Here is a 24,581-nt window from a genome sequence, read left to right on the forward strand (position 1 = left end):
TCAGAGACTTGTAGCCATTACTTAAAGTCAGATCACGCCTTGGCAGCCACTCGACCCAACCGCCGCACCCGCGCGAAACCCGATTCCGGGAGCGAGCGCGGCCGTGCGGCGGCCGAGCCGCGGCCGATGAGTCCGCAGCGCAAGCGGATGATCCGCGACGTCGTCCTGATCGCCGTTGCGCCGATCCTGCTCTATCTGTTCGCCTGCCTGTTCACCTATTCGCCGCAGGATCCGGGCTGGTCGAGCAGCGTCGGCGTCACCGCGCCGCTGCACAACGTCGGTGGCAAGGTCGGGGCATGGCTGGCGGACGTGCTGATCTATCTGTTCGGCTATGTGGCGTGGCTGCTGCCGATCCTGCTCGGCGCGGTGGTGTGGATCACCCTGTTCCGCCCGGTCGACGCCGACGCCAGCGAGCAGGAGGCGGAGATCACCCCGGCACTGCGCCTGATCGCGTTGTTCGCCTTCCTGATCGCCGCGGTGGGATTGCTCCAGCTGCGGGTCGGCAACGTCGAGAATTTCTCGGCGGGCGCGGGTGGCATCCTTGGGCGTCTGGTCGGGGATTCGTTGCGGCATAGCGTCGGCCAGGCCGGCGGCACGCTGTTCATGATCGCGTTGTTGCTGATCTCGGTGACGCTGGCGACGCGCTTCTCCTGGTTCTGGTTGATGGAGAAGATCGGCGGCTGGGTGATGACGATTCCCGCGCTGTTCCGCAAGGGCCAGCAACAGGCCAGTGAATGGCAGGAAGTGCGGCAGATGCGCGAGGAACGCGTGGAGGCGCGCAAGGTCGACAGCGAGCTGCGGGCCAAGCGCGAGAAGGTCAGGATCGAGCCGCCGGCAGCGCCGGTGATCGAGAAATCCGAACGCGCCAAGCGCGACCAGCAGATCCCGCTGTTCATGGGCGGCGATCCCGGCGCGGTGCCGCCGCTGGCGCTGCTCGACGATCCCAAGCCGCAGGCCAAGGGCTACGACGAGGAAACGCTGGAAACCCTGTCGCGCCAGATCGAATACAAGCTCAAGGATTTCCGCATCGATGCGCAAGTGGTTGGTGCCTACCCGGGCCCGGTGATCACCCGCTTCGAAATCGATCCGGCGCCGGGCATCAAGGTCAGTTCGATCAGCGGCCTCGACAAGGACATCGCGCGCGGGCTGTCGGTGAAATCGGTGCGCGTGGTCGATGTCATCCCCGGCAAGTCGGTGATCGGCCTCGAAATCCCCAACACCAGCCGCGAGATGATCTATCTCTCGGAACTGTTGCGCTCGAAGGAATACGACAAGTCGCCCAGCCCGCTGACGCTCGCCTTGGGCAAGGACATCGCCGGACGCCCGACGGTGGCCGATCTCGCGCGCATGCCGCATCTGCTGGTCGCGGGTACGACAGGCTCCGGCAAATCCGTTGCGGTCAACGCGATGGTGTTGTCGCTGCTGTTCAAGGCCAGCGCCAAGGACGTGCGCATGCTGATGATCGACCCGAAGATGCTGGAACTCAGCGTTTACCAGGGCATCCCGCACCTGCTGGCGCCGGTGGTCACCGACATGAAGGAGGCCGCCAATGGCCTGCGCTGGTGCGTTGGCGAGATGGAGCGCCGCTACAAGTTGATGAGCGCGGTCGGCGTGCGCAACTTGGCCGGCTTCAACAAGAAAGTGAAGGATGCCGCCGACGCCGGCCAGCCGATCATGGATCCGCTGTTCAAGCCCTCGGGCCTGCCCGACGAAGCGCCGCAACCGCTCGACACGCTGCCGTTCATCGTCGTCTTCATCGACGAATTCGCCGACATGATGATGATCGTCGGCAAGAAGGTCGAAGAGCTGATCGCGCGACTGGCACAGAAGGCCCGTGCCGCCGGCATTCACCTGATCCTCGCCACCCAGCGCCCGTCGGTCGACGTCATCACCGGCTTGATCAAGGCCAACATCCCGACGCGCATTGCCTTCCAGGTGTCGAGCAAGATCGATTCGCGCACCATCCTCGACCAGTCCGGCGCGGAAACACTGCTCGGTCATGGCGACATGTTGTACTTGCCGCCCGGCACCGCGCTGCCGGAGCGCGTGCACGGCGCCTTCGTCAGCGACGAGGAAGTGCATCGCGTGGTCGAGCACCTCAAGCGCAGCGGCCAGCCCGAATACATCGATGGCGTGCTGGAGGAAGTGCAGACGATGTACGACGGCAGCAGCGTCGGCGCGACCGGCCTGCCGGAAGCATCGGGTGGTGGTGGCGATGAAAGCGATCCGCTGTACGACGAAGCGATCCGCATCGTCACCGAAACGCGACGTGCCTCGATTTCCGGCGTGCAGCGCCGCCTGAAGATCGGCTACAACCGCGCCGCGCGCCTGGTCGAAGCGATGGAGGCGGCCGGCGTGGTCAGTCCGCCGGAACACAATGGCGATCGCACCGTGCTGGCACCACCGCCCGTGCGCGATTGAGGTTCTCTGTCGCGAAGTATCGCGACGCGCCTGCCTGTCAACCTTGCCGATCTCCACGCGTTGATCTCTCCAACACGCGGCGCTGGATGCGTCCTCGCCGCGGAAATGGCAAGGAGAACGCGTTCGATGAGTCGGCATCACGTTGTCATCACCGGAACGGGGCGCGCTGGCACCACGTTCCTGATCCAGTTGATGACGGCGCTCGGCATGCCGACCGGATTCCGCGAGCATGCGCCCGATATCCATCCGCACTCGAATGCCGGGATGGAATGGGATATCCGCGATCGCCATGCGCCCTACGTGGTGAAGAGTCCGTGGCTGTGCGACCAGCTCGATGACGTGCTTTCCGACCACGATATCGCCATCGACCATGTACTCGTGCCCGTGCGCGATCTGTTCAGTGCCGCGGAGAGTCGACGCTCGGTATCGCGCTCCGCCCGCAAACACGATGCGCCGGGTGGGTTGTGGGACACCTCCGATCCCGAAAATCAGGAAAAAGTCCTGATGGCCAAGCTTTACAAGTTGATGTATGCGCTTGCCAAGCACGATATCCCGGTGACGTTGCTGCATTTCCCACGCATCACCCACGATGCCGATTATCTCTACGACAAGTTGAAGCCGCTGCTGAGCGTTGCGCAACGCTGGAGTTTCCACGATACCTTCAGCCGGGTCGTGAATCCGTCGCTGGTGCACGACTTCAGATCGCCCCGCCAACCGGAAAAGGACTTGGCATGAATCGTCCCGATCCCGGCAATATCCGCAATCGCCAAAATCCTGGAGTGTCCATGAAGTTTTCCCGCAGCATCGTCGCCAGCCTTGGCCTCTGCGCAGTGTTCGTGATCACCGGATGCCATCGCGGGCAGGATGGGCAGGCGGAGGCGGCAAGCAGCGGGCACCATGGCCATGGCATGGATTTCAGCGGCATGAGTTTCCCGATGGCCAAGGCCGATTTCCTCGCCAAGATCAACACGCGCCTGCGCCAGCGCTGCGCCAGCCGCGACGTGCAATCGCAGCAGCAGGGCCGCGGCGTCGATTGCGCCACGCTGGAAGCCGGTATCGCCAAGTGCGCGACCTCGGGCGATGTTCCCGACAGCATCACTGATCAGGACGATGCCCACGAAGCCTCGCGCGACTATTTCGAGTGCGTGCGCGGGGAATGATCCCCTGAGCGGATCGGGTCGGAGCTGCGCATTCATCTTGCGGTTCAGGCGATTCGCGGCACACTTGCAGCAGAGTCAGGCAAGGAGTTCCCGATGCGCATTTCCCATTGGCTGGCCGGCGCGCTGGCGCTGGCATCGACACAGATCGCGCACGCCGACGCCCGCGCCGATCTGACAGTGTTCACCCGGGGATTGAAGTCGCTGCAGGGCGGCTTTTCGCAGGAGGTGTACGACACCAAGGGCCACCTCAAGCAGTCGTCGTCGGGGCGCGTGTCGTTGGCGACGCCGCGGCAATTCCGCTGGGAATACGTCAAGCCGTACCGGCAGCTGGTGATCGCCGATGGCAAGACGGTGTGGATCTACGAACCCGACCTTCAGCAGGTGAGCAAGCGTCCGCAGGGACCAGAGGAGCAGAACAGTCCGCTGGCGATCCTGGTCGATCCGGCGCGGCTCGATCACGATTACATCGTGACCGATGGCGGCACGTCCGCCGGCATGAACTGGCTGGGCATCGCGCCGCGCTCCAAGGCCGACAGCAATTTCCAGTCGGCGCGCATCGGCTTCAAGGATGGCCAGTTGTCGCAGATCGTCGTGACCGATCCGCTCGGCCAGCGCACGCAGATGTATTTCGCGCTGTGGCAGCGCAACCTGGCGCTGCCGGCGACGACCTTCGGTTTCACGGTGCCCAAGGGCGTCGATGTCATCGGCGATTGAGCACAGTTCCGAGCCATGCTTCGGCGTGGCGTCGTACCATCGACGGTGATGAACTCCAGCATGTCATTGCCCGGGCTTGATCCCGATATCAGCGCATTGCAGCCGCTGGCCGAACGCATGCGTCCGCGCACGCTGGACGAGATGGCGGGCCAGCAGCGCCTGCTTGCACCCGGATCGGCGTTGCGCCGCGCGATCGAATCCGGCCACGTCCACTCGATGATCCTGTGGGGGCCGCCTGGTTGCGGCAAGACCACGCTGGCGCTGTTGCTGGCGCAATACGCCGATGCGCATTTCGAGGCGGTCTCGGCGGTGCTGTGCGGCCTGCCGGAAGTGCGCAAGGTGCTGGCGGCGGCCGAGCAGCGTTTCCTCGGCGGGCATCGGACGCTGCTGTTCGTCGACGAGGTGCACCGCTTCAACAAGGTGCAGCAGGATGCATTCCTGCCGCATATCGAACGCGGCACGATCATCTTTGTCGGTGCGACCACCGAGAATCCCTCGTTCGAATTGAATTCGGCGTTGTTGTCGCGCTGTCGCGTGCATGTGATGGAAGCGGTGTCCGTCGCCGATGTCGTGCCGGTGTTGCAACGCGCGGTGCAGGATGAAACCCGCGGCCTGGGTAGGCACGGATTGCTGGCATCGCCGGAGGCGCTGGAACAGATCGCTGCGGCCGGCGATGGCGATGTGCGACGTGCGTTGACCTTGCTCGAAATCGCCGCGGAACTGGCGGGCGAGGAGGGCGGCCACATCAGCGATGCGACCTTGCAGCAGGTGCTGGCCGATCGTACCCGCCGCTTCGACAAGGGTGGCGAGCAGTTCTACGACCAGATCAGCGCCCTGCACAAATCGGTGCGCAGCTCCAATCCCGACGCCGCGTTGTACTGGTTCGCGCGGATGATCGACGGCGGTTGCGATCCGGTGTATCTCGCACGCCGGCTGACGCGAATGGCGGTGGAAGACATCGGCCTCGCCGATCCACGCGCGTTGGCGATGGCGACCGAAGCCTGGGATACCTATGAACGCCTTGGTTCGCCCGAAGGCGATCTGGCGCTGGCGCAACTGGTGATCTATCTCGCCAGCGCCGCGAAATCGAATGCAGCCTACATGGCCTGGAACGCGGCGCGACAGGATGTGCGCGAATACGGCACGCAGGACGTTCCGTTGCATATCCGCAACGCGCCGACGCGATTGATGAAGGAACTCGGCTACGGCAAGGGCTACCAGTACGACCACGATGCCGAAGGCGGCGTCGCCCTCGACCAGACCGGGTTCCCCGATGCGATGGGCGAACGCGTGTATTACCAGCCGGTGGCGCGTGGCATGGAACTGAAGTTGAAGGAGAAGCTCGACGCCTTGCGTGCGGCGCGCCTCCGTGCGCGCCAAGGCAAGGACTGATCAGTTCCCGTTGTTGTCGTGATGATCGCGCCGATCATGGTGCGGATCGCCACCACCACCATGTGCCTGTTGCGGTGGCGCCGGATGCGGCGCGGGGGGCGCGTGCATGACCGCAGCCTGCATATGGGGTTGATGTGGCGGCGGCATGCGCGTGGGTGCGGGCTGCATATGCGGCTGCGGCGGTGCGTGCGTCGGCATTGGCGGACGCGCTGCCATGCGCCGTTCGTCGCCGTTCATCGGCGGCTGGCGATCCTGCGGCGCCTGCTGGTGCGCTCCCTGCCATTGTTGCGGATGACGCGGCGGCTGTGATCCATCGGGCATCGGCTGGTTGGCCGCATGCTCCGTCCGTGGTTGATGCAGTTGCGCAGCGGTGACACCATCGGTCGGGGATGCATTCCGTGGCGCTTGGCCTTGCGGCATCGGGCGTTGCTGTGCGGGACGGTTGTCCCTGTTCTGCACATGCGTCTGCTGCGATGCCAGCGCAGCCTGTGGCGGCAGTACGCCATGCCACTGCATCTTCTCCGCCTGTCCATGATTGAAGCCGTAACGCGCAGTACGATCCTCGTGCGCCTGCTGCATTGCGGTGCGCTGTTCCGGCACTGCATCCCAATGCCGTAGCCGTTCGGCCTGCCGCTGCTGCCCGGTCGGTTGCGCGGTCACGCCGCCAGGACCGCCGTTGTAACTCACGCGGTTGTTGTTGATGACGGTCTTGTTGATGATCGTCGTATTGTTGTTGTAGACGTTGACGATGCGATTGTCGATGTGGTTGTAGCCGCGGTTGTAGTTGAAAACGCCGCGATTCCAGTAACCGCCGACATAATCGCCGCCGAAGTAGCCGAAGCCGTAGTTGATGCCGCCGTAGTAACCGACCACGGGTCCCCAGTAACCGCGGTGGAAGAAATACCCGCCACCGCGCCATGCCCAGTAGCCCGGCGTCCACAATGCGCCAGCGAACGGCGGTTGCACCCATTGGCCCGGCACCCAGTAATAGTCGCCGTAATTGTCGTCCCAGGCCCAGTAGCCCGGTATCCAGAGGTAGCCGGATGCGGGAATCATCGGCTGCTCGTAGACCAGCAAGGGCGGCGGCGCGAAGTTCACGCTGATCGATATGCCGGCTTTGGCGGGATGGCTCAGCATCAGTGCGGTGCCCATGGCCAGGCCTGCAAGCAGGGATTTCGCGAGTGGTTTGCGCGGAGGTGAAGCGACGATGGACTTGCTCATGGAAGGCATCCGGGGGAGGGCTCATGCCAGTAGACGCTCGACACGCGGCCTGGTGATCATTCGCACCTGAAACGTTTAGCGCTGATTCGGGAACATTGTCCTCTATGTCATGATTCATCCATGTTGATCCGACTGTCCGCCGTTGCCTTGGGCGCCGTGCTTGGCGCGTGGCTGCGCTGGGGCGTGAGTACCTGGCTGAATCCTGCATTCACCCCGTTGCCGCTGGGCACGCTGCTGGCGAATCTGGTCGGCGCTTACGTGATCGGGCTGGCGATGGCGGGCTTCGGGCAGAACGGCAGTCTCGGTCCGGAGTTGCGCCTGTTCCTGGTCACAGGATTGCTCGGTGCATTGACCACCTTCTCGACGTTCTCGGCGGAATCGGTGACGCTGCTGCAGCGCCAGATGTACGGCTGGGCGGCGACGCACATGATCCTGCACGTGGCGGGATCGTTGCTGATGACCGTGCTCGGGATGTGGACGTGGAACGCGCTGCGCGGCAACGCGTGAACTTCTCAGATTACGCCGCGCCATTTCTCCAGCACGAAATAGCCGCCGCCGATGGCGAGTCCGACCAGCCATGCGGCGAGTGTCGGCAGGTTCGTCAGCCAGTTGAGCAGGCCACCGGCAATCACCGCGACCAGCACGAATTGCAGGTAGCGCCACGCACCCAGGTTCTGCACGATGCGATCGCCGGCATGGCGTGGTGCGTTCGTCGTCATGTCATCAACCAGTCGATCACCCGTTGCGTCATCTTGCCATAGGGCGGGAAGATCAATCGCAGCGTGTCCGGTCGCATCGGTTTCGACAGCACCGGTTTGAAATGGCTGAAGATGTGGAAGCTTGATGCGCCGTGATACGCGCCCATGCCGCTGGCGCCGACACCACCGAACGGCATGTCCGGCGCGCTGAGGTGGGCCACCGCGAAATCGAAGACCAATGCGCCCGATGAGGTTTCATCGACGAAGCGCTGGCGCAGCGCGTGGTCGGAGGTGAACGCATACAGTGCCAATGGTTTCGCGCGGGCGCGGATGAAGGCGATCGCGGCGTTGGCATCGGATACCGCAACGATGGGCAGGATCGGGCCGAAGATTTCATCCTGCATGACAGCGTCATCGGCATGCGCGGGATACAGCACGGTCGGCGCGATGTAGCGATCGTCGATGTCGTGACCGCCGCCGATTACGCAACGTGCCGGATCGACCAGCGCCAGCAGGCGTTCGCCATGGCGGCGATTGATGATGCGCCCGTATGCCGGGTTGTTGCGCGGATCGTCGCCATACAGTTCGCCGATCGCGTTGCGCAGGTGCGGCATCAGCACGTCGGCGACCTTGGGTGTCGCCAACAGGTAATCGGGTGCGACACAAGTCTGCCCGCAATTGAGGAATTTCGCCCAGACAATACGGCGCGCAGCCGTCGCCATGTCCACGCTGTCGTCGATCCACAGCGGCGATTTGCCGCCCAGTTCCAGCGTCACCGGCGTGAGGTGTTGCGCAGCGGCTTCCATCACCACCCGTGCCACGGTGGCATTGCCGGTATAGAAAATGTGATCGAAGCGTTCGCGCAGCAATGCCGTGGTTTCCGCGACGCCGCCTTCGACCACGATGATGGCTTCGTTGTCGAGATATTTCGGAACGAGTCGTGCCAGCGTGGCGGACACGTTTGGCGACACTTCGCTGGGCTTGAGCACGGCGGCGTTGCCGGCAGCGATGGCGCCGATCAGCGGGCCCAGGAGCAACTGCACCGGATAGTTCCATGGCGCGATGATCAACGCGACACCGAGCGGCTCCGGCACCAGGCGGCCACGTGCGGGCAGCAGCGTCAGCGGCATCGCGATCCGTTGCGGACGCATCCAGCTGCGCAGGTGCTTCAGGGTGTGGCCGATTTCGGCACGGAGGAACGCGGTTTCGCTCAAGCTCGACTCGATGGCGCACTTGCCGAGGTCGGCATGCAGCGCGGCGTGCAGGGCATCGCCGTCCTCCGCCAGCATGCGGCCGAGTGCGCGCAATTGTGCAGTGCGCCACGCGTAGGGGCGAGTGCGACCGCTGTCGAAGCTCGCACGCACACGGGCAACGCGATCATCGCCATCGCGGAGGTGAATGGGTGGGGTATCGGCGCGCATCGTTGTGTCCTATGATGGTGATTGACCGGGCAGCAGCCCTCGCCAACGGAAGGCGGTCGACATGAAGGGATTTTTCTCGCGCACGCGAGCCACAGTCTGCCTGATCGCGATGGCATGTGGCGGCGCATCTGCCGCACCGCGAACTGCGGTCGCGCAACCCCCGGAACACTCGCAGGTGGGCGAAGAAGCCCGCGGTGTCATCGCGGGTGCGGTGATGGTCGCGTTGACCGAACGCCTGCACGATACCGCGCTGCGCATCCGCCTGAAAACGGTGGGGGTGAAGTCGCGCGAAGGATCGGCGCAGAACCTTGAGGGCATCGGCGAATACATGTCGCCCAGCCACAAGGACTGGACGGTGTTCCGCTTCAATACCCGCTACGTGCCAAACGACGGCAGTGCGACCTATCCCGCGCTGGATTTCGGCCCGCAGGCCGGCGCGCCGCAGCGCGTGCTCAACGATCCAGCCTTGGTCGGCGAGCTGGAAACGCGGGTCTGCGACCAGATCGCCAAGGACAATGGCGTGCGCGACGTGCGCCTGCAGTTCGACGAGATCCAGAGCCGGCGCAGCCCCGGCGGTGCACTCGACATCAGTGCCGATGCCCGTGTCGATGTCGGTGTCGATACTGCACGCAAAACGCGCATCGAAGGCAGCTACGACGAACGTGCCAGGCGCTGGATCAACGTGAATTACCTGTTCGACATTCCGGATCGGCTGACCGGTGGGCGCTGAGCGCCGAGCCGTGATTGCCGCTGCCAACAGCGAAGACTGGTTCGCTGGCGAGCACATGGACGATCTCCTTGCATTGTTCCCGACGGTGGAACAGTTCACGGCGACCCCGCGCGTGATCGCGATCACCGACCTGCGCGCCTGGCGTGGCCAGGCATGGCGCTTGTATCCACTGGTGTCGCCGGCCTTGCGCGAGCGCGCCGGGCGTCTGAACAATCCGCTCGAACGCGAACGACGTTTGCTTGCATATGCCTTGCATCGCATGGTGGTCGCGTTGGCGCTCGGTCGCGATGCCGATCGCGTCGAGGTCGGCCGGATGGCATCGGGAATGCCGATGGTCGCCGGCTTGCCGAACGTGGCGACCAGCCTCAGTCATGCCGACGATTTCCTCGCGATCGCGGTTGCGCGCGACGTCGGCCTGGTTGGTGTCGACATCGAAGCGATGGATCGCGTGGCCTTGCTTGATGGCCTCGCTGCCGACGTGCTGCATGCGCAGGAATGCGCCGGCGACGAGGCGCTGATCGATGTCTGGGTGCGCAAGGAAGCCGTGCTGAAAGCGATCGGCAGCGGCCTCTCGATCGACATGAACACGTTTCTCAGCCGCCAGGGAATCGCCGTGAACGGCTTGCCCGCGGCAACCGGCCTGAGCGCGTGGTCCTTGCGCGTATTTGCCGGTCGCGCCCGCCTCGGGTTCAGCGCGGCCACGCCTGATGGGGTGCTGGTACGGCTCGATCCCGGAACTGTCGATGTCGTATCACTTCGGGAGCGGGTGGCATGGATATGACTTGACAGGCGCGGCACGGCAAGCGGACGATCGTCCGGTTGTCGAAGTCCCGTGGCCAGGCGATTGGAACGCTGCGGCACGGGCATGGAGTGGTTCGGTATTGGTCTGAAATGGATTTCAGGAGTAGTCATGGCAACGCCAGGGAAAAGCGGCCCATCAAAGGTTTTCTTCCTTTGGTTTTTTGAACTCGCATTGTTGGTCGGCTGCGTCCGGCTCTCGGGATCGGTGCGTTTCATGCACGATCCGGCGGGGTATCTCGAATTTTCGAACGGACTACCCTGGCGCGCAGCCTTGTTCGCGCTGGTGCTGTGCGTGTCGATGACAGCCTTCGGGTTGCATCACGTTTATCTGCGCAAGAACCGCTTCGGATTCATCCTGCGCGAGCTCTACGCCTTCCTGTTCGGCGGCGTGGCGCTCCTGGTCATCTATTACTTGTTCCCTGATGCCTACATCGGTCGCGGCGTGTTGATCGCGTCGCTGCTGCTGGGCTTCATCGGCGTACTGACATTGCGGATGGTCTGGAGCACGGTCTACGCATCGCCGACGCTCAAGCATCGCGTGCTGGTACTCGGCGCAGGGGAAACCGCCAGCTTCCTCGAACGGCGGATGCGGCGCGCCAATGATCGGCGCAATTTCCGTGTCATCGGCTACGTGCCGATCGCCGACGAAGAGATCAAGATCGATTCCAGCCTGCTGGTCCGTGGCGAAGGCGGTGTCGACCAGGTTGCAAGCCTGCTCGATGCCGACGAAATCCTGGTGGCATTGGAAGACGCCCACCACGGAATCCACATGGAATCACTGCTGGCGGCGATCGAGCGCGGCGTGCGCGTGTGCGACCTGCCGACCTTCGTCGAGCGCGAAGCCGGGATGATCACGCTCAGTCGCCTCGATCCGTCATGGCTGGTGTTCTCGCACGGCTTCGACCATTCATTGCCGCGGCGCCTGAACAAGCGTGCGTTCGACGTCATCTTCGCATCGCTGATGCTGGTGCTTGCCATGCCACTGATGTTGCTGACGGCGTTGGCGATCCGCCTGGAATCGAAGGGACCGATCCTGTACCAGCAGATGCGCGTCGGCTTTCATGGCGCGAATTTCAGCGTGATCAAGTTCCGCAGCATGCGCGTCGATGCCGAGAAGGATGGCGTCGCGCAATGGGCCAAGCGCGACGACGACCGGGTCACGCGCGTCGGTCGCTTCATCCGCAAGACCCGTCTTGATGAACTTCCCCAGCTGGTCAACGTGCTGCGTGGCGAGATGAGCCTGGTCGGGCCGCGTCCTGAGCGCCCGCAGTTCGTTGATTCGCTGAATGAACAGGTTCGTTACTACAGCATGCGCCACAGCGTGCTGCCGGGCCTCACCGGCTGGGCGCAATTGCGCTATCCATATGGCGCATCGGTGCGCGACGCCGAGGAAAAGCTGCGTTTCGACCTGTTCTACGTCAAGAACCACACCTTCTTCTCCGACCTCAGCATCCTGGTGCAGACGGTGGAAGTGGTACTGATGGGCAAGGGAGCACGTTGACACGGACTGCATCGGCCGGGGGGTCGACGGGGAGGGATGGTGATGGCAACAACGACACACGACATGGAGACTTGGGTCGACGTCGACTGGGCGAAGTTCGATCCCTGGCGGATCCAGCCGCTGCGCCACCATGTGCAGGATCATCCGCTGATGCAGATGGATGCGCTGCTGGCATTGGCGCAACGCCTGGACGCGGCCGGCAGCGTGCGCACGCATTCCGATTCGGCCAAGGCGGGCACGCCGTTCAATTCCGCGCCTGAGCTGTTCCCCAATGGCACCAATCCGGTCGAGACCTTGCGCAATCTCGCGCGGGCGCAGGCATGGATGTCGTTGCTCAATATCCAGAAGGATCCGCTCTATCGCACGCTGGTGCGCGGCGTGCTCGACGAACTGCAACCGGAGATCGATGACTGCGATCCCGGCATGAGCTATCGCGGCGGCTGGATCTTCGTGACGTCACCGAACGCGGTGACGCCGTACCATTTCGATGCCGAGCACAATTTCATCCTGCAGGTGCAGGGCAGGAAGCGCGTCTACGTCTGGGCGCACGATGACGTCGAAGTCGCCAGCGAGCAGGCGCGCGACCTGTTCCACCTCAATCACGAACGTTACCTGCTGCGCTGGCGCGATGCCTTCCGCGAGCGCGCCCAGGTCATCGACCTGCAACCGGGGCAGGGCGCCTACATGCCGTCGACCAGCCCGCACATGGTCGAGAACGGCGATGGCCCCTCGGTCACGGTGAGCTTCACCTACTACACCGACGCGACGCGCGAGAAGTCGCGGCTGCATGCCGGGCATGGTGCGTTGCGCAAATTGGGATTGCAGCCGTCGCCGATCGGGCAGTCGGGATTGTCGGATGCCTTGGGAACACTGCTGCTGAAACTGCGTGGCGACTATCGCGACAAGGCCGCGCACGCGCGCGACGCCTATGCCGAGGAGGCAGCGTGAACCCCCGCGCCACCGGCACCACGAACATGATCGCGGTATCGCCGCTGCGTGGCGCGCGCAGCGATCGCGCCGAAACACTGTCGGCATCGTTGGTCGATGCTTTCCTCGTCCACGTTCGCCAGCGACCCGGGGCCACCGCCATCCGTGATGGCGAGCGCTGCCTCGATTACGCGCAACTGGATGCCATCTCCGCTGCCGTCGCTGCCGGATTGCGCGAACGCGGCGTCGGCCATGGCGACATTGTCGCACTCGACGCCCGGCGCGGCGCTGATGCGTTGATCGCGATGCTGGCTATCCTGCGTTGCGGCGCGGCTTACCTGCCACTGGATCCGGCGCAGCCGATGGCGCGACTGGCGACGATCCTGGCGAATGCCAATGTGCGCCTGTGCCTGGTGTCGTTGGCGGGTAACACCACGATCCGCTTGCCCGATGCCATCACGAAAGTGGCGATCGAGGATTGCGCGATCGCGACTGCCGTAGATGCCGATGTCCAGCGCAGCGGCGAAGACCTCGCTTACGTGATGTTCACCTCCGGCTCGACCGGAACACCAAAAGGTGTGTGCATTCCCGATCGTGCGATTGTCGGATTGGTGTGCGATGTCGACTTCATCGCCCTGGATGCGGGCAGTGTGTTCCTGCAGGCGGCACCGCTCGGTTTCGATGCATCGACCCTGGAAATCTGGGGGGCGCTGCTCAATGGCGGTCAGGTGGTGATCCATCCCGAAGCGGTGCCGACCGCTGCAGGCCTGGGCGAGACAATTCGCCGCCATGGCATCACCCACCTCTGGCTCACTGCGGCGTTGTTCAACAGCGTGGTCGATGACGATCCGCATCAGCTGCATGGCGTGCGGCAGTTGTTCAGCGGCGGCGAAGCGTTGTCATTGCACCATGTGCGGCGGATGCGCGCGGCGGAACCGGATGTTGCCTTGTTCAATGGCTATGGTCCGACCGAATGCACGACCTTCGCGGTCACCCATGCCATCACCGATGTTGCCGATGGTGCGCACAGTGTGCCGATCGGCCACGCGATCGATCGTGCGCGGCTGTTCGTTGTCGATGGCGATGGACAACCCGTTCGCGATGGCGAGCAGGGGGAATTGTGGATTGCCGGCAGCGGTGTGGCATCGGGGTATCTGGGGCGCGCGGACCTGACCGTGGAACGTTTCGTGGCAGCGCCGGATGGCATCGGCATGGCTTATCGCAGTGGCGATCAGGTGCGTGTCAACGAGACTGGTTGTATCGAATTCTGCGGTCGCTTCGACCAGCAGGTGAAAGTTCGCGGGTTCCGCATCGAGCTGGGCGAGATCGAAGCCGTGCTCGGTGCGGTTCCCGGGATATGCAATGCCGCCGTCACCGCGCCGGAAACCGTGCACGGCGAACGCCGCCTCGTCGCCTATCTGCAAGCGCAAGACGGAAAGAACGTGGATGTGGAGGCGATCCGCACGCAACTCGCAGGCACGCTGCCGGACTACATGGTGCCGCTGCGCTACGTGGTGCTTGAACGGTTTCCCGTCACGGCCAATGGCAAGCTGGATCGCGCCGCGCTGCCGCCACCCGACCGCACTCGGCCCGAGATCGCGACGCCGCATGTCGCGCCGCGTGGCGACCGCGAAATGGCAATCGCACGAGCCATGGGCGAATTGCTCGATATCGATGGCGTCGGCCGCGACGATAGTTTCTTCGATCTCGGTGGAAGCTCGCTGCTGGCCGCACGACTGGTCGCGATGTTGAAGCACGACGGAATCCTGCCGCTGTCGGCATCGCCAGGTCACGTCTTCAGTCATCCGGCGCCGGCATTGCTGGCTGCCCATTTCGAATCGTCGCGACAACCGCAGGCACAGCCCGCGCAACCGGCAGCAACACGCAACGGTTCGGAAGCGATCGCCATCATCGCAATGGCCGGACGTTTCCCCGGCGCCGTGGATGTCGAAGCATTCTGGTCGATGTTGTGCGAAGGCCGCGAAGGCATCACCCGCTTCGATCGCGCGGCGCTCGATCCTTCCATTCCGGACACGCTGCGCAACGATCCCGACTACGTGCCTGCACGCGGCGTGATCGCTGGCGTCGAGCAGTTCGATGCGGCCTTCTTCGGGATTGGTGCGCCGGAAGCGGAGGTGATGGATCCGCAGCAACGCATCGCGCTGGAGCTGGCGTGGGAATGCATGGAACGCGGCGGCCATGCCCCCGGTGACGAAGCCGATGGCGATGTCGGCGTGTTCGCCGGCATGTATAACGCCAGCTATTTCCAGAAACACGTGTCGCAGCACCCCGATCGCATCGCGCGCGTCGGCGAATTCCAGACGATGCTCGGCAACGAGAAGGACTACATCGCCACCCGTGTCGCCCACAAGCTCGGGCTGACTGGTCCGGCGATCAGCATCCATACCGGCTGCTCGACCTCGTTGGTGGCGATCTGCCAGGCAGTGGAAAGCCTGCGCGCCGGGCAGTGCCGGATGGCCTTGGCCGGTGGTGTGTCGGTGACGTGCCCGAGCAACAGCGGCTACCTGCACCAGGAAGGCAGCATGCTGTCGCCGGATGGCCATACCCGCAGTTTCGATGCGAAATCGGCGGGCACGGTGTTCAGCGATGGCGCGGCGATGGTGTTGCTGAAGCGGCTTGCCGATGCGCAGGCCGATGGTGACCCAATCCACGCGGTGATCCGCGGCGTCGGGCTGAGCAACGATGGCGCGCAACGCGCCAGCTTCACCGCGCCAAGCGCGGCGGGCCAAGCGCGTGCGATCCGCATGGCCCACCGTGATGCCGGCGTCGATCCGCGCAGCATCGGCTATATCGAGGCGCACGGCACCGCGACACCGATCGGCGATCCGATCGAGATCGAGGGACTGGCGCTGGCATTCACCGAATACACGCAGGACACCGGCTTCTGCACGATTGGCTCTCTCAAGAGCAATGTCGGCCACCTGGTGATCGCGGCCGGCGCGGCTGGAATGATCAAGACCGCGCTCGCCCTGCGCGAGAACGTCATCCCGGGAACGCTGCACTTCACCGCAGCGAATCCCGCCATCGATTTTGCATCAACCCCCTTCGTCGCCAACGCCGAAGCGGACACCTGGCGCTGCTCCCCATCCCCCCGCCGCGCCGGCGTCAGCAGCTTCGGCGTTGGCGGCACCAACGCCCACGTGGTGATGGAACAGGCGCCGGACGCCGTACCATCCGATGCCGCGGCCGGAGTGCAGCTGTTGCAGTTGTCAGCGTGTTCGCCGCAAGCCTTGCAGCAGGCCAGCGAACGCCTGGCGATGCATCTGGCAGATCATCCCGACGCCAATCTCGCCGATGTGGCATGGACGCTGCGTAGTGGTCGCAAGGTGTTCGCCTATCGTCGTGCAGTCGTTGCCGACGGTCGCGATGCGGCGATTCGCGATTTGCAGCTACCTGCATCCACGCCGACCCGCATGGCCGGTGGCGACACTGGCGTGGTGTTGCTGTTCCCGGGGCAGGGCGCGACCTATCCCGGCATGGGCCGTGCGCTGTACCGCGATCATCAAGTGTTCCGCGACGCCATCGATGCCTGTGCCGAGCACCTTGGCGATAGGGTGGGAGAAGACCTGCGCACGCTGCTGTTCAGTGACGACACCGACGCGCTGCGGCCGACCTCGCGCATGCAGCCGGCGACATTCGCGCTGGAATATGCGCTGGGGCGGCTGTGGCAGTCGCTGGGCGTGATGCCGGTGGCGATGCTGGGACACAGCATCGGCGAGTTCACGGCGGCGACGCTGGCGGGGGTCTTTTCGCTGGACGATGCCATCGGCCTCGTCGCCCGGCGCGCTGCCTTGATGCAATCGCAACCCGCTGGTGCCATGCTCGGCGTGCGCCTGTCGGAAGCCGAGCTGTTGGCGCGACTGCCGGTCGATCTCGACCTCGCCGCCGTCAACGGACCGCGCGCCTGCGTCGTCTCGGGTCGCGCCGATATGATCGAGGCCTTCGTCGAAACATTGGCGAAGGAACAGATCGCCTGCACGCCATTGCGCACCTCGCATGCCTTCCACTCCCGGATGATGGAACCAGCGCTGGCGTCGTTCGCGGATGCGGTCGCGACCTGCAGTCGCAACGCGCCATCGTTGCCGATTGTGTCTTCGCTGACCGGCATGCTGCTGACCGGCGACGAGGCGATCTCGGTCGACTACTGGGTGAACCAGTTGCGCGCACCGGTGCAATACAGCCGTGCCGCAGCCTGCGCACTCGCGTTGCCGGCCGTGCGTGCATTGCTGGAGACAGGGCCGCGCAACACCTTGAGCCAATTGGCGAAACAGCAGCGCTTCGGTGATGGCCAGTTCGCGTTGGCCTCGCTGGCCGACAACACCGGCGCGGAAAACGCGACATTGCTGCAGGCGGCCGCTGCGTTGTGGTGCGCCGGCATCGCCGTCGATATCGACAGCCTCGATGCGCGACAACAGCGCCATCGCGTCGAGCTTCCGACCTATCCCTTCGAACGCAAGACCTATTGGCTGCCCGCGCCCACTGCCGCGCTGCGTGCGCCCGTCGCGATCCACGAGGAGAGTTCCATGCCTGCCAGCCATCCTGCGCCAGTCGCCCAGCCGGCGGCACCAAACACGGAAGTCATTGCACGGATTCGCGAGGTATTCGAAGACGTGTCCGGCATCGACATGGCGGGCATGTCCGACGACGCCAATTTCGTCGAAGCCGGGCTGGACAGCCTGACGCTGACGCAGATCGCGCTGCAGCTGCAGAAGTCCTTCGGCACCAAGATCAGCTTCCGGCAGTTGATGAGCGAATATTCCAGTTTGACGCGACTCGGCGCGGCGCTAGGAGCAACGGTGACTCCGGCACGCGTCGAGCCGCAGGCGTCGGTTCCTACTGTCGCCGCCGCTGTCACGGCAACCGTTGCCTCGATCGCGGTGCCGACGGCCTCAACGGATCTGCAGCAACTGATGCAGCAACAGATGCAGCTGATGCAGCGCCAGCTGGAGTTGCTGGGCGCCGCACCTGTCGCACGCAGCGAAGCAGCGATGCCGCAAACGTCCGCGGTCATGATGCCGCGGGCACCAATGGCAGCCGCGACAACCGCGCAACCACAATCATCCGATCAGGCCGAAGCGGAAGCGTTGGCGCACACCCGTTACGACGTCAAGAAGGCTTTCGGTGCCATCGCCCGCATCGACAACGGCGCATCGTCGGAACTGGGGCCGAAGCAGCGCGATCGCCTCGATGCCTTTATCCAGCGCTATGTCGCGCGCACCCAGGCATCGAAGGACTACACGCAACGTCATCGCGGGCATCTGGCCGATCCGCGCGTGGTCAATGGCTTCAAGCCGATGCTCAAGGAAATCACCTACCAGATCGTGATGTCGCGGTCGCAGGGTGCGCACCTGACCGATCTCGATGGCAACGACTACGTCGACGCGCTCAATGGCTTCGGCATGAGCCTGTTCGGCTGGCAGCCTGATTTTGTGCTGGATGCGGTGCGCACGCAACTCGATGCCGGCTACGAGATCGGACCGCAGCATGTGCTGGCTGGCGAGGTCGCTGAATTGTTCTGCGAAATCACCGGCAACGATCGCGCCGCATTGTGCAACACCGGATCGGAGGCCGTGCTCGGCGCTTTGCGCATCGCGCGCACGGTGACCGGTCGCGATACCGTCGCGGTGTTCAGTGGCGCCTACCACGGCATCATCGACGAAATGATCGTGCGTGGCACCCGCACGCATCGCGCGGTTCCGGCGGCGCCGGGCATTTTGCGCAACACCGCCGAGCATGTCGTCGTGCTCGATTACGGCACCGAGGAATCGGCGCAGTGGCTGCGTGAACACGCCAGCGAACTGGCCGCAGTGCTGGTGGAACCGGTGCAGAGTCGTCGCCCGGATTTCCAGCCGGTGGAATTCCTCAAGGAACTGCGCGCGATCACCGACGCCGCGGGCGCCTTGCTGGTCTTCGATGAAGTGGTCACCGGATTCCGCGCCCACCCTGCTGGAACACAAGGACTGTTTGGTATCCGCGCCGATCTCGCCACCTACGGCAAGGTGGTCGGCGGCGGATTCCCGATCGGCGTGATCGCAGGCAAGCGCGACTACATGGATGCGCTCGATGGCGGCGACTGGCAGTTCGGCGACGACTCGGTGCCGTCAGTGGGTGTCACCTATTTCGCCGGCACTTTCGTGCGCCACCCACTGGCGCTCGCCGCTGCGGCTGCCGTGTTGAAGCACCTCAAGGCACAGGGCCCGGAGCTGCAGGTGAGACTGAACCAGCGCGTGGCCACCTTCGTCGATGATCTCAACCGTCATTGCGCGGCGGTCGGCGCGCCGGTCGCAGTGCGTCATTTCGCCTCGGTGTGGAAGACCTTCTTCCGCGAAGACCACGCGTTGCAGGATCTGTTGTTCGCGATGATGCGCAGTCGCGGCATCCACATCCTCGACAATTTTCCGTGTTTCTTCACCACCGCGCACAGCGAAGCCGATTTCGCCCGGATCGCCGAGGCCTTCAAGGCCTCGATCGACGAATTGCAGGACGCCGGATTCCTGCCAAAACCCAAGGCGACTGCGCAAACGGTGATGGATGCCAGCGCACCCAGGGTCGCCGGCGCGCGCCTGGGGCGCGATCCGCAAGGGCAGCCGGCGTGGTATGCGCCCGACCCCGAAACGCCGGGACAGTACGTCAAGGTGGAGGTGTAACGATGAATGTCGAGACCCCCATGGCGCCGACAGCGGTTGCCCACGATCCATTCGCGCAGGCCGTCTTGCGGGTGGTGCCGACCACCGAGGCGCAACGCGAGATCTGGCTGGTCGATCGCCTCGATCGCGAAGCATCGCTGGCGTACAACGAAGCGCTGTCGATGCGCATCGACGGGCCGTTCGATCACGCCGCCTTGAAGCAGGCGCTGGGTGGGTTGGTGCAACGCCACGACGTGTTGCGTTCGGTGCTGTCGGGCGATGGCCAGACTCTGTGCGTGCTGGAACACGCGACGACCGCGATGGCGTTCGGGAACCTGTTGGAGCTCGGCGCGGCGGAGCAGGGTGCACGCATCGCCCAGGCCGAGATCGAATCGGTGTCGGTTCCCTTTGACCTGCAGGACGGACCGCTGTTCCGTGCCACGCTGTTCCGTCTCGGGCCACAGTCGCATCGGTTGTTGCTCAGTGCGCATCACGCAATATGCGACGGCTGGTCGTGGTGGGTGCTCGTCCGCGATCTCGGCGCACTCTACGGTGCCGCACTGGAGGATCGTCCGGCGTCGTTGCCGCCGGCTGAATCGTTCGCCGATCATGCGCTGGCCGAAGCCACACAATCCGGTCACGCCCATGCCGGCGATGAAGGTTACTGGCACCAGCGTTTCAGCGATGGCGTGCCGGTGCTGGAACTTCCACTCGACCTGCCGCGTCCGCATACCCGCCATTTCGCCTCGCGCCGCGAAGAGCTCGAACTTCCACCCGAGTTGTTGCATGCCTTGCGCGAAACGGCGGCAAAGCAAGGCTGCAGTCTGTTCTCGTTGATGCTGTCGGCATTCGCATTGCTGGTTGCGCGCATTGCCGGGCAGGACGACGTGGTGATCGGCATTCCCAGCGCGGGGCAACCCGCGAGCGGGAAGCTTGCACTGGTCGGGCATTGCGCCAACACCTTGCCGATGCGTTTCGCGCTACGCAAGGACGAGGCCTTCGCCACCTTCCTGGCGCACGCCAACAATGATCTCCTGGATGCGGTCGAACATCGCGGCTGCACGCTCTCGACCCTGTTGCAACACCTGGCGATCGCCCGCGACCCGTCGCGGGTGCCGTTGGCGTCCTTGTTGTTCAACATCGACCAGAGCCTGGAGGGCGAAAGCGCCGCGTTCGCCGGCGCACGCATCGATTGCCGTGGCGTGGCGCGCATCGCCGACAATTTCGAACTGTCGCTCAACGCCGTGCAGACACCGGCCGGCATGCGCCTGGAGTGCCAGTACGCGGCGTCGCTGCTGCATGGGAGCACCGTCCGACGCTGGCTGCGTGCTTATCGCATGCTGCTGCGCGGAGTCGTCGAACACATTGATCGCCCCGGCAGTGCCTATGGCTTGCTGGACGATGACGACGTGCACGAACTCGCCACGCTGTCACCGCATCCGACGTCGTTCCATCGCGAACGATTGATGCATCAGCATTTCGAAGCGAGTTGCGATCGCCGGCCCGATGCCGTCGCCGCGCACGATGGCCGACGCGGCATTCGCTATGGCGAGCTTGATCGCGAAGCCAACCGCATCGCCCACCTGCTGTCCGTGCAAGGCGTCAAGCCAGGCGATCTGGTCGGCATCGCGGTCGATCGCGGCATCCCGATGCTGGCAGCACTGCTCGGCATCCTCAAGGCTGGCGCCGGCTACATCCCGCTCGATCCCGCCTTCCCGGCAGTGCGCCTGCAACACATGCTGGACGATGGCCGCCCGTCCGCAGTGCTCACGACAGATGTGCTTGCAATGGCATTGCCGCTGCATGGCCAACGCATCGTGCTGCTCGACGACGCAGCGCTTTCCGCGCAACCCGACACGCGCCTGCAATCGCCGGGCGCTGCCGATCCGGAAGCGATCGCCTACGTGATCTATACCTCCGGTTCGACCGGCACGCCGAAGGGCGTGGAGATTCCGCATCGCGCCGTCGCCAATTTCCTCGCCAGCATGGCCGAACGACCTGGCCTGCATCAGGATGACGTGCTGGTCGCGGTGACCACGCTGTCGTTCGACATCGCCGTGCTCGAACTGATGTTGCCACTATGCGTCGGTGCACAGGTCGTCATCGCCGATCGCGAGACCACGCTCGATGGTGGCGCGCTTGCCGCCTGCATCGCCGAACATCGGGCGACCGTGATGCAGGCGACACCGGCAACCTGGCGCACGCTGATCGAAGCCGACTGGGTGGGCAGTGCAGGCTTCAGGGTCCTGTGTGGCGGTGAATCGTTGCCAGCGACGCTGGCGGCGCAATTGCTGGCACGCAGCCGCGAAGTGTGGAACGTCTATGGCCCGACCGAAACCACGGTGTGGTCGACTTGCGCGCGAATCGCGCCGCCTGCACGCGGCATGCTGCCTGATATCCACATCGGTCGACCGATCGCCAATACCAGCGTGTGGATCCTCGACGATGCAAACCTGCCTTGCCTGCGCGGCATCCCCGGCGAACTGTGCATTTCCGGCGAAGGCCTGGCGCGCGGCTATCGCAACCAACCGGCGCTGACCGCCGATCGTTTCATCGACTGGAACGGCCCGGACGGGCGCCTGCGCCTGTATCGCACGGGCGATCGCGCACGCTGGCGTGACGACGGCATGCTCGAACACCTCGGACGCCTCGACCACCAGATCAAATTGCGCGGCTATCGCATCGAACTGGGTGAAATCGAAACACGCTTGGCCAGCCATCCCGATGTGCAATCGGCGGTGGTGCTGGTGCGCGAGGAAAACGAAGGCGATGCGCGACTGCTTGCCTATGTGGTGATGGTGCCGGGACGCGAGATCGAACCCGTGCAGCTGAAGACGCATCTGCGTGGATCGCTTCCGGATTACATGATCCCGCAGCACGTCATGGTGCTGGCGCAGTGGCCGCTGACCGCGAACGGCAAGATCGATCGCAAGGCATTGCCGCTGCCGGGTGCATTTGCGAATGAATGCACGACATCGGCTGCAGCGGAGTCGCCACTGCAGGAACGCCTGCTGGAGGCCTTCAAATCCACGCTCAAGCTCGGGATGCTCGGGATCGATGACGACTTCTTCCTGTCCGGCGGGCACTCGCTGCTGGCCGCGCAACTCACCACGCGGCTCAAAAAGGAATTCGCGCTGCATTTGTCGCAACGCACGCTGTTCGATGCACCGACGGTGCGCAAGTTGTCGCGCATCATCGATGGCAACGCCGCAGCGAACACGGAATCGCAATCCGGCATCATTGCCAGGCGCGAGCACCGCGAATGGGCGCCGCTGAGCATCTTCCAGCAGCGACAGGCGTTGATCCACGAATTCCATCCGGAAGTGCTGGCCTACAGCTTGCCGTCCGGGCACGTGCTGAATGGTGCGCTCGATCTCGAGCATTTTCGCCAGGCATTGACGACAGTGGTGAATCGGCAGACCGTGCTGCGCACCGGATTCGAGCGTCGCGGCGACGATCTTGTGCAAGTATTGCGCAGTGGGCTGGAATCGCGCGTGCTGGAACCGCTGATCGATCTCACCCATCTCGCGCCCGCGCAGCGCCAGGATGCACTTGAAACCGACATCAGGACGCTGGTCGCGCGACCGTTCGAATCCCTGGCCGATGCGCCGCTGTTCCGTTCGCGCCTGTACCGCATGGCTGACGACGAACACGTCTGGTTCTTCATGCCGCACCAGATCATCTGGGATGGCTGGTCGTTCGATCTGTTGTATGCGGAATTGTCCGAATGCTATGCCGCGTTGTGCGCGGGGCGCGAGCCGTCGCTACCGGCGTTGCCGGTGGATTACGGCGATTACGCCATCTGGCACAACGCCTGGATGGAGAGCGATGCTTATCGCGGCCAACGCGAGCAATGGCGGCAATGGATGTGCATGCCCAATGCACGCGGTGGCTGGCCGCGCGCGCTGCCGACCGATCGCCCGCGGCCGCGGTTGATGACGGGGACCGCCACCGCGATTCCGCTGGAACTGTCGCCGGCCCTGTCGCAGTCGCTGCGCGAGACGGCGAAATCGCTGGATTCGACCGTGTTCGTGGTGATGCTGGCAGCCTGGTTCGTGGCGCTCGCGCACTACGGCGGCGACCCGGATGTCGTGGTCGGAACACCCGTGCGTGGACGCCATCACGCCGAAACCGAACCGTTGATGGGACACATCGTCAACTTGTTGCCGCTGCGCATGGACGTGCCGATGACGGGCGTATTTGCCGATGTCGTGCGCCTCGCCAAGTCGTCGCTGCTCGACAGTCTCTCGGCACCCGACATCCAGTTGGAAGACATCGCGGAGATGCGCTCCGGACTTCCCGGTGTCGCCAGCAGCATCCTCTACCACGCGCAGTTCTCCTTCCAGGACATCCGCGATCGCATCACCCATTGGGGCGAACTCTCGCATCGCCGTTTCGACATCGACCAGCCGAGCATCGCCGAGGATCTCAATCTGTGGGTGGTCGATCGCGGCGACGGCGGCCTGCAGGGAACACTGCTCTACAACAGGGAATTGCTTGAGGAACGGACCGCACGTCGCATCGCCGGGTATTACCAACATCTGCTGGCGGAATTGGCCGGCGATCCGCGGCAGGCCATCGAAGCCGCACTACATTCACTCAACGACACGAGCCACGACATGTCCGCAACCATGGAACACGCTTCCGCTGCACCATCGGCGCTGGCCACCGTCACGCGCCTGGACTATCTCCAGGCACTTTGGGAGCGTCACCTGGGCGTCAGCGTCGGCCCCGGTGACAATTTCTTCGATCTTGGCGGTAGTTCAATGCAGGCGGTGCGCGTCCTCGTCGAACTCGCCCGGGATACCGGCGTCAAGCTCAGGTTGCCGCAACTTGCGGTGCAGACGGCGGCGGAAATCGCGGCACAATTGCCCGAACGCAACATCGAACCGGCAAACTCCGGCTGGTTCAAGCGTATCTTCGGGCGGAAATAACCTGCGAGGAGGGA

Annotated in this window: 15 protein-coding genes; 12 read left to right on the plus strand and 3 right to left on the minus strand. The window is 64.3% G+C overall.

The window, feature by feature from the left end; genetic code table 11:
* Window positions 1-39 precede the first annotated feature (39 nt).
* From Lysil_RS11795 to Lysil_RS11815, 5 genes are all read left to right on the plus strand, one after another.
* A complete protein-coding gene (locus Lysil_RS11795) occupies window positions 40-2,421 on the plus strand; it encodes a DNA translocase FtsK (RefSeq protein WP_425477167.1) in 2,382 nt (793 codons plus the stop codon).
* Between the two features lie 126 nt (window positions 2,422-2,547).
* Window positions 2,548-3,156 carry a hypothetical protein gene (locus Lysil_RS11800; RefSeq protein ID WP_103075742.1) on the plus strand — a complete coding sequence of 203 codons (609 nt, stop codon included), beginning with the start codon at window positions 2,548-2,550 and terminating at the stop codon, window positions 3,154-3,156.
* Between the two features lie 50 nt (window positions 3,157-3,206).
* A complete protein-coding gene (locus Lysil_RS11805) occupies window positions 3,207-3,581 on the plus strand; it encodes a hypothetical protein (RefSeq protein ID WP_129588434.1) in 375 nt (124 codons plus the stop codon).
* Between the two features lie 93 nt (window positions 3,582-3,674).
* The gene (lolA, locus tag Lysil_RS11810) at window positions 3,675-4,295 is read left to right on the plus strand and encodes an outer membrane lipoprotein periplasmic chaperone LolA (RefSeq protein ID WP_103075744.1); all 621 of its coding nucleotides are present in this window, start codon (window positions 3,675-3,677) and stop codon (window positions 4,293-4,295) included.
* Window positions 4,296-4,343: 48 nt separating this feature from the next.
* The gene (locus Lysil_RS11815; protein WP_103075745.1) at window positions 4,344-5,687 is read left to right on the plus strand and encodes a replication-associated recombination protein A; all 1,344 of its coding nucleotides are present in this window, start codon (window positions 4,344-4,346) and stop codon (window positions 5,685-5,687) included.
* On the opposite strand, the gene Lysil_RS11820 is transcribed toward Lysil_RS11815, so the two are convergent.
* Entirely contained in the window at window positions 5,688-6,908 is a 1,221-nt protein-coding gene (locus Lysil_RS11820; protein ID WP_103075746.1) for a YXWGXW repeat-containing protein, read from the minus strand.
* Between the two features lie 120 nt (window positions 6,909-7,028).
* On the opposite strand from Lysil_RS11820, the gene crcB reads away from it, so the two are divergent.
* Window positions 7,029-7,415, plus strand: a complete 387-nt coding sequence (gene crcB / locus Lysil_RS11825) for a fluoride efflux transporter CrcB (RefSeq protein WP_103075747.1) — start codon at window positions 7,029-7,031, stop codon at window positions 7,413-7,415.
* Window positions 7,416-7,420: 5 nt separating this feature from the next.
* On the opposite strand, the gene Lysil_RS11830 is transcribed toward crcB, so the two are convergent.
* Both Lysil_RS11830 and Lysil_RS11835 read right to left on the minus strand, forming a co-directional pair.
* A complete protein-coding gene (locus tag Lysil_RS11830) occupies window positions 7,421-7,627 on the minus strand; it encodes a hypothetical protein (protein ID WP_103075748.1) in 207 nt (68 codons plus the stop codon).
* Window positions 7,624-9,027 carry an aldehyde dehydrogenase family protein gene (locus tag Lysil_RS11835; protein WP_103075749.1) on the minus strand — a complete coding sequence of 468 codons (1,404 nt, stop codon included), beginning with the start codon at window positions 9,025-9,027 and terminating at the stop codon, window positions 7,624-7,626. The genes Lysil_RS11830 and Lysil_RS11835 overlap by 4 nt, the downstream gene beginning before the upstream one ends.
* A gap of 61 nt (window positions 9,028-9,088) precedes the next feature.
* Between Lysil_RS11835 and Lysil_RS11840 the strand changes: the two genes are divergently transcribed.
* From Lysil_RS11840 to Lysil_RS11865, 6 genes are all read left to right on the plus strand, one after another.
* A complete protein-coding gene (locus tag Lysil_RS11840) occupies window positions 9,089-9,757 on the plus strand; it encodes a hypothetical protein (protein WP_129588435.1) in 669 nt (222 codons plus the stop codon).
* 55 nt (window positions 9,758-9,812) lie between these two features.
* Window positions 9,813-10,538, plus strand: a complete 726-nt coding sequence (locus Lysil_RS11845; protein ID WP_165782484.1) for a 4'-phosphopantetheinyl transferase family protein — start codon at window positions 9,813-9,815, stop codon at window positions 10,536-10,538.
* A 129-nt stretch (window positions 10,539-10,667) separates the two neighbouring features.
* A complete protein-coding gene (locus Lysil_RS11850) occupies window positions 10,668-12,059 on the plus strand; it encodes a TIGR03013 family XrtA/PEP-CTERM system glycosyltransferase (RefSeq protein ID WP_103075752.1) in 1,392 nt (463 codons plus the stop codon).
* A gap of 42 nt (window positions 12,060-12,101) precedes the next feature.
* Window positions 12,102-13,007, plus strand: a complete 906-nt coding sequence (locus Lysil_RS11855; RefSeq protein ID WP_165782485.1) for a cupin-like domain-containing protein — start codon at window positions 12,102-12,104, stop codon at window positions 13,005-13,007.
* A complete protein-coding gene (locus tag Lysil_RS11860) occupies window positions 13,004-19,654 on the plus strand; it encodes a type I polyketide synthase (RefSeq protein WP_103075754.1) in 6,651 nt (2,216 codons plus the stop codon). Before Lysil_RS11855 ends, Lysil_RS11860 begins: the two co-directional genes overlap by 4 nt.
* A gap of 2 nt (window positions 19,655-19,656) precedes the next feature.
* Entirely contained in the window at window positions 19,657-24,567 is a 4,911-nt protein-coding gene (locus Lysil_RS11865) for a non-ribosomal peptide synthetase (RefSeq protein ID WP_103075755.1), read from the plus strand.
* The last annotated feature ends 14 nt before the right edge of the window (window positions 24,568-24,581 follow it).

It is taken from the genome of Solilutibacter silvestris (assembly GCF_002895945.1).
Taxonomy (GTDB): domain Bacteria; phylum Pseudomonadota; class Gammaproteobacteria; order Xanthomonadales; family Xanthomonadaceae; genus Solilutibacter; species Solilutibacter silvestris.

Excerpts from the sequence above, each read along its gene's own strand:
- Lysil_RS11800 (WP_103075742.1), top strand. The coding sequence starts at position 2,548 with ATGAGTCGGCATCACGTTGTCATCACCGGAACGGGGCGCGCTGGCACC.
- Lysil_RS11805 (WP_129588434.1), top strand. The coding sequence starts at position 3,207 with ATGAAGTTTTCCCGCAGCATCGTCGCCAGCCTTGGCCTCTGCGCAGTG.
- lolA (WP_103075744.1), top strand. The coding sequence starts at position 3,675 with ATGCGCATTTCCCATTGGCTGGCCGGCGCGCTGGCGCTGGCATCGACA.
- Lysil_RS11815 (WP_103075745.1), top strand. The coding sequence starts at position 4,344 with ATGAACTCCAGCATGTCATTGCCCGGGCTTGATCCCGATATCAGCGCA.
- Lysil_RS11820 (WP_103075746.1), bottom strand. The coding sequence starts at position 6,908 with ATGAGCAAGTCCATCGTCGCTTCACCTCCGCGCAAACCACTCGCGAAA.
- crcB (WP_103075747.1), top strand. The coding sequence starts at position 7,029 with ATGTTGATCCGACTGTCCGCCGTTGCCTTGGGCGCCGTGCTTGGCGCG.
- Lysil_RS11830 (WP_103075748.1), bottom strand. The coding sequence starts at position 7,627 with ATGACGACGAACGCACCACGCCATGCCGGCGATCGCATCGTGCAGAAC.
- Lysil_RS11835 (WP_103075749.1), bottom strand. The coding sequence starts at position 9,027 with ATGCGCGCCGATACCCCACCCATTCACCTCCGCGATGGCGATGATCGC.
- Lysil_RS11840 (WP_129588435.1), top strand. The coding sequence starts at position 9,089 with ATGAAGGGATTTTTCTCGCGCACGCGAGCCACAGTCTGCCTGATCGCG.
- Lysil_RS11845 (WP_165782484.1), top strand. The coding sequence starts at position 9,813 with ATGGACGATCTCCTTGCATTGTTCCCGACGGTGGAACAGTTCACGGCG.
- Lysil_RS11850 (WP_103075752.1), top strand. The coding sequence starts at position 10,668 with ATGGCAACGCCAGGGAAAAGCGGCCCATCAAAGGTTTTCTTCCTTTGG.
- Lysil_RS11855 (WP_165782485.1), top strand. The coding sequence starts at position 12,102 with ATGGCAACAACGACACACGACATGGAGACTTGGGTCGACGTCGACTGG.
- Lysil_RS11865 (WP_103075755.1), top strand. The coding sequence starts at position 19,657 with ATGAATGTCGAGACCCCCATGGCGCCGACAGCGGTTGCCCACGATCCA.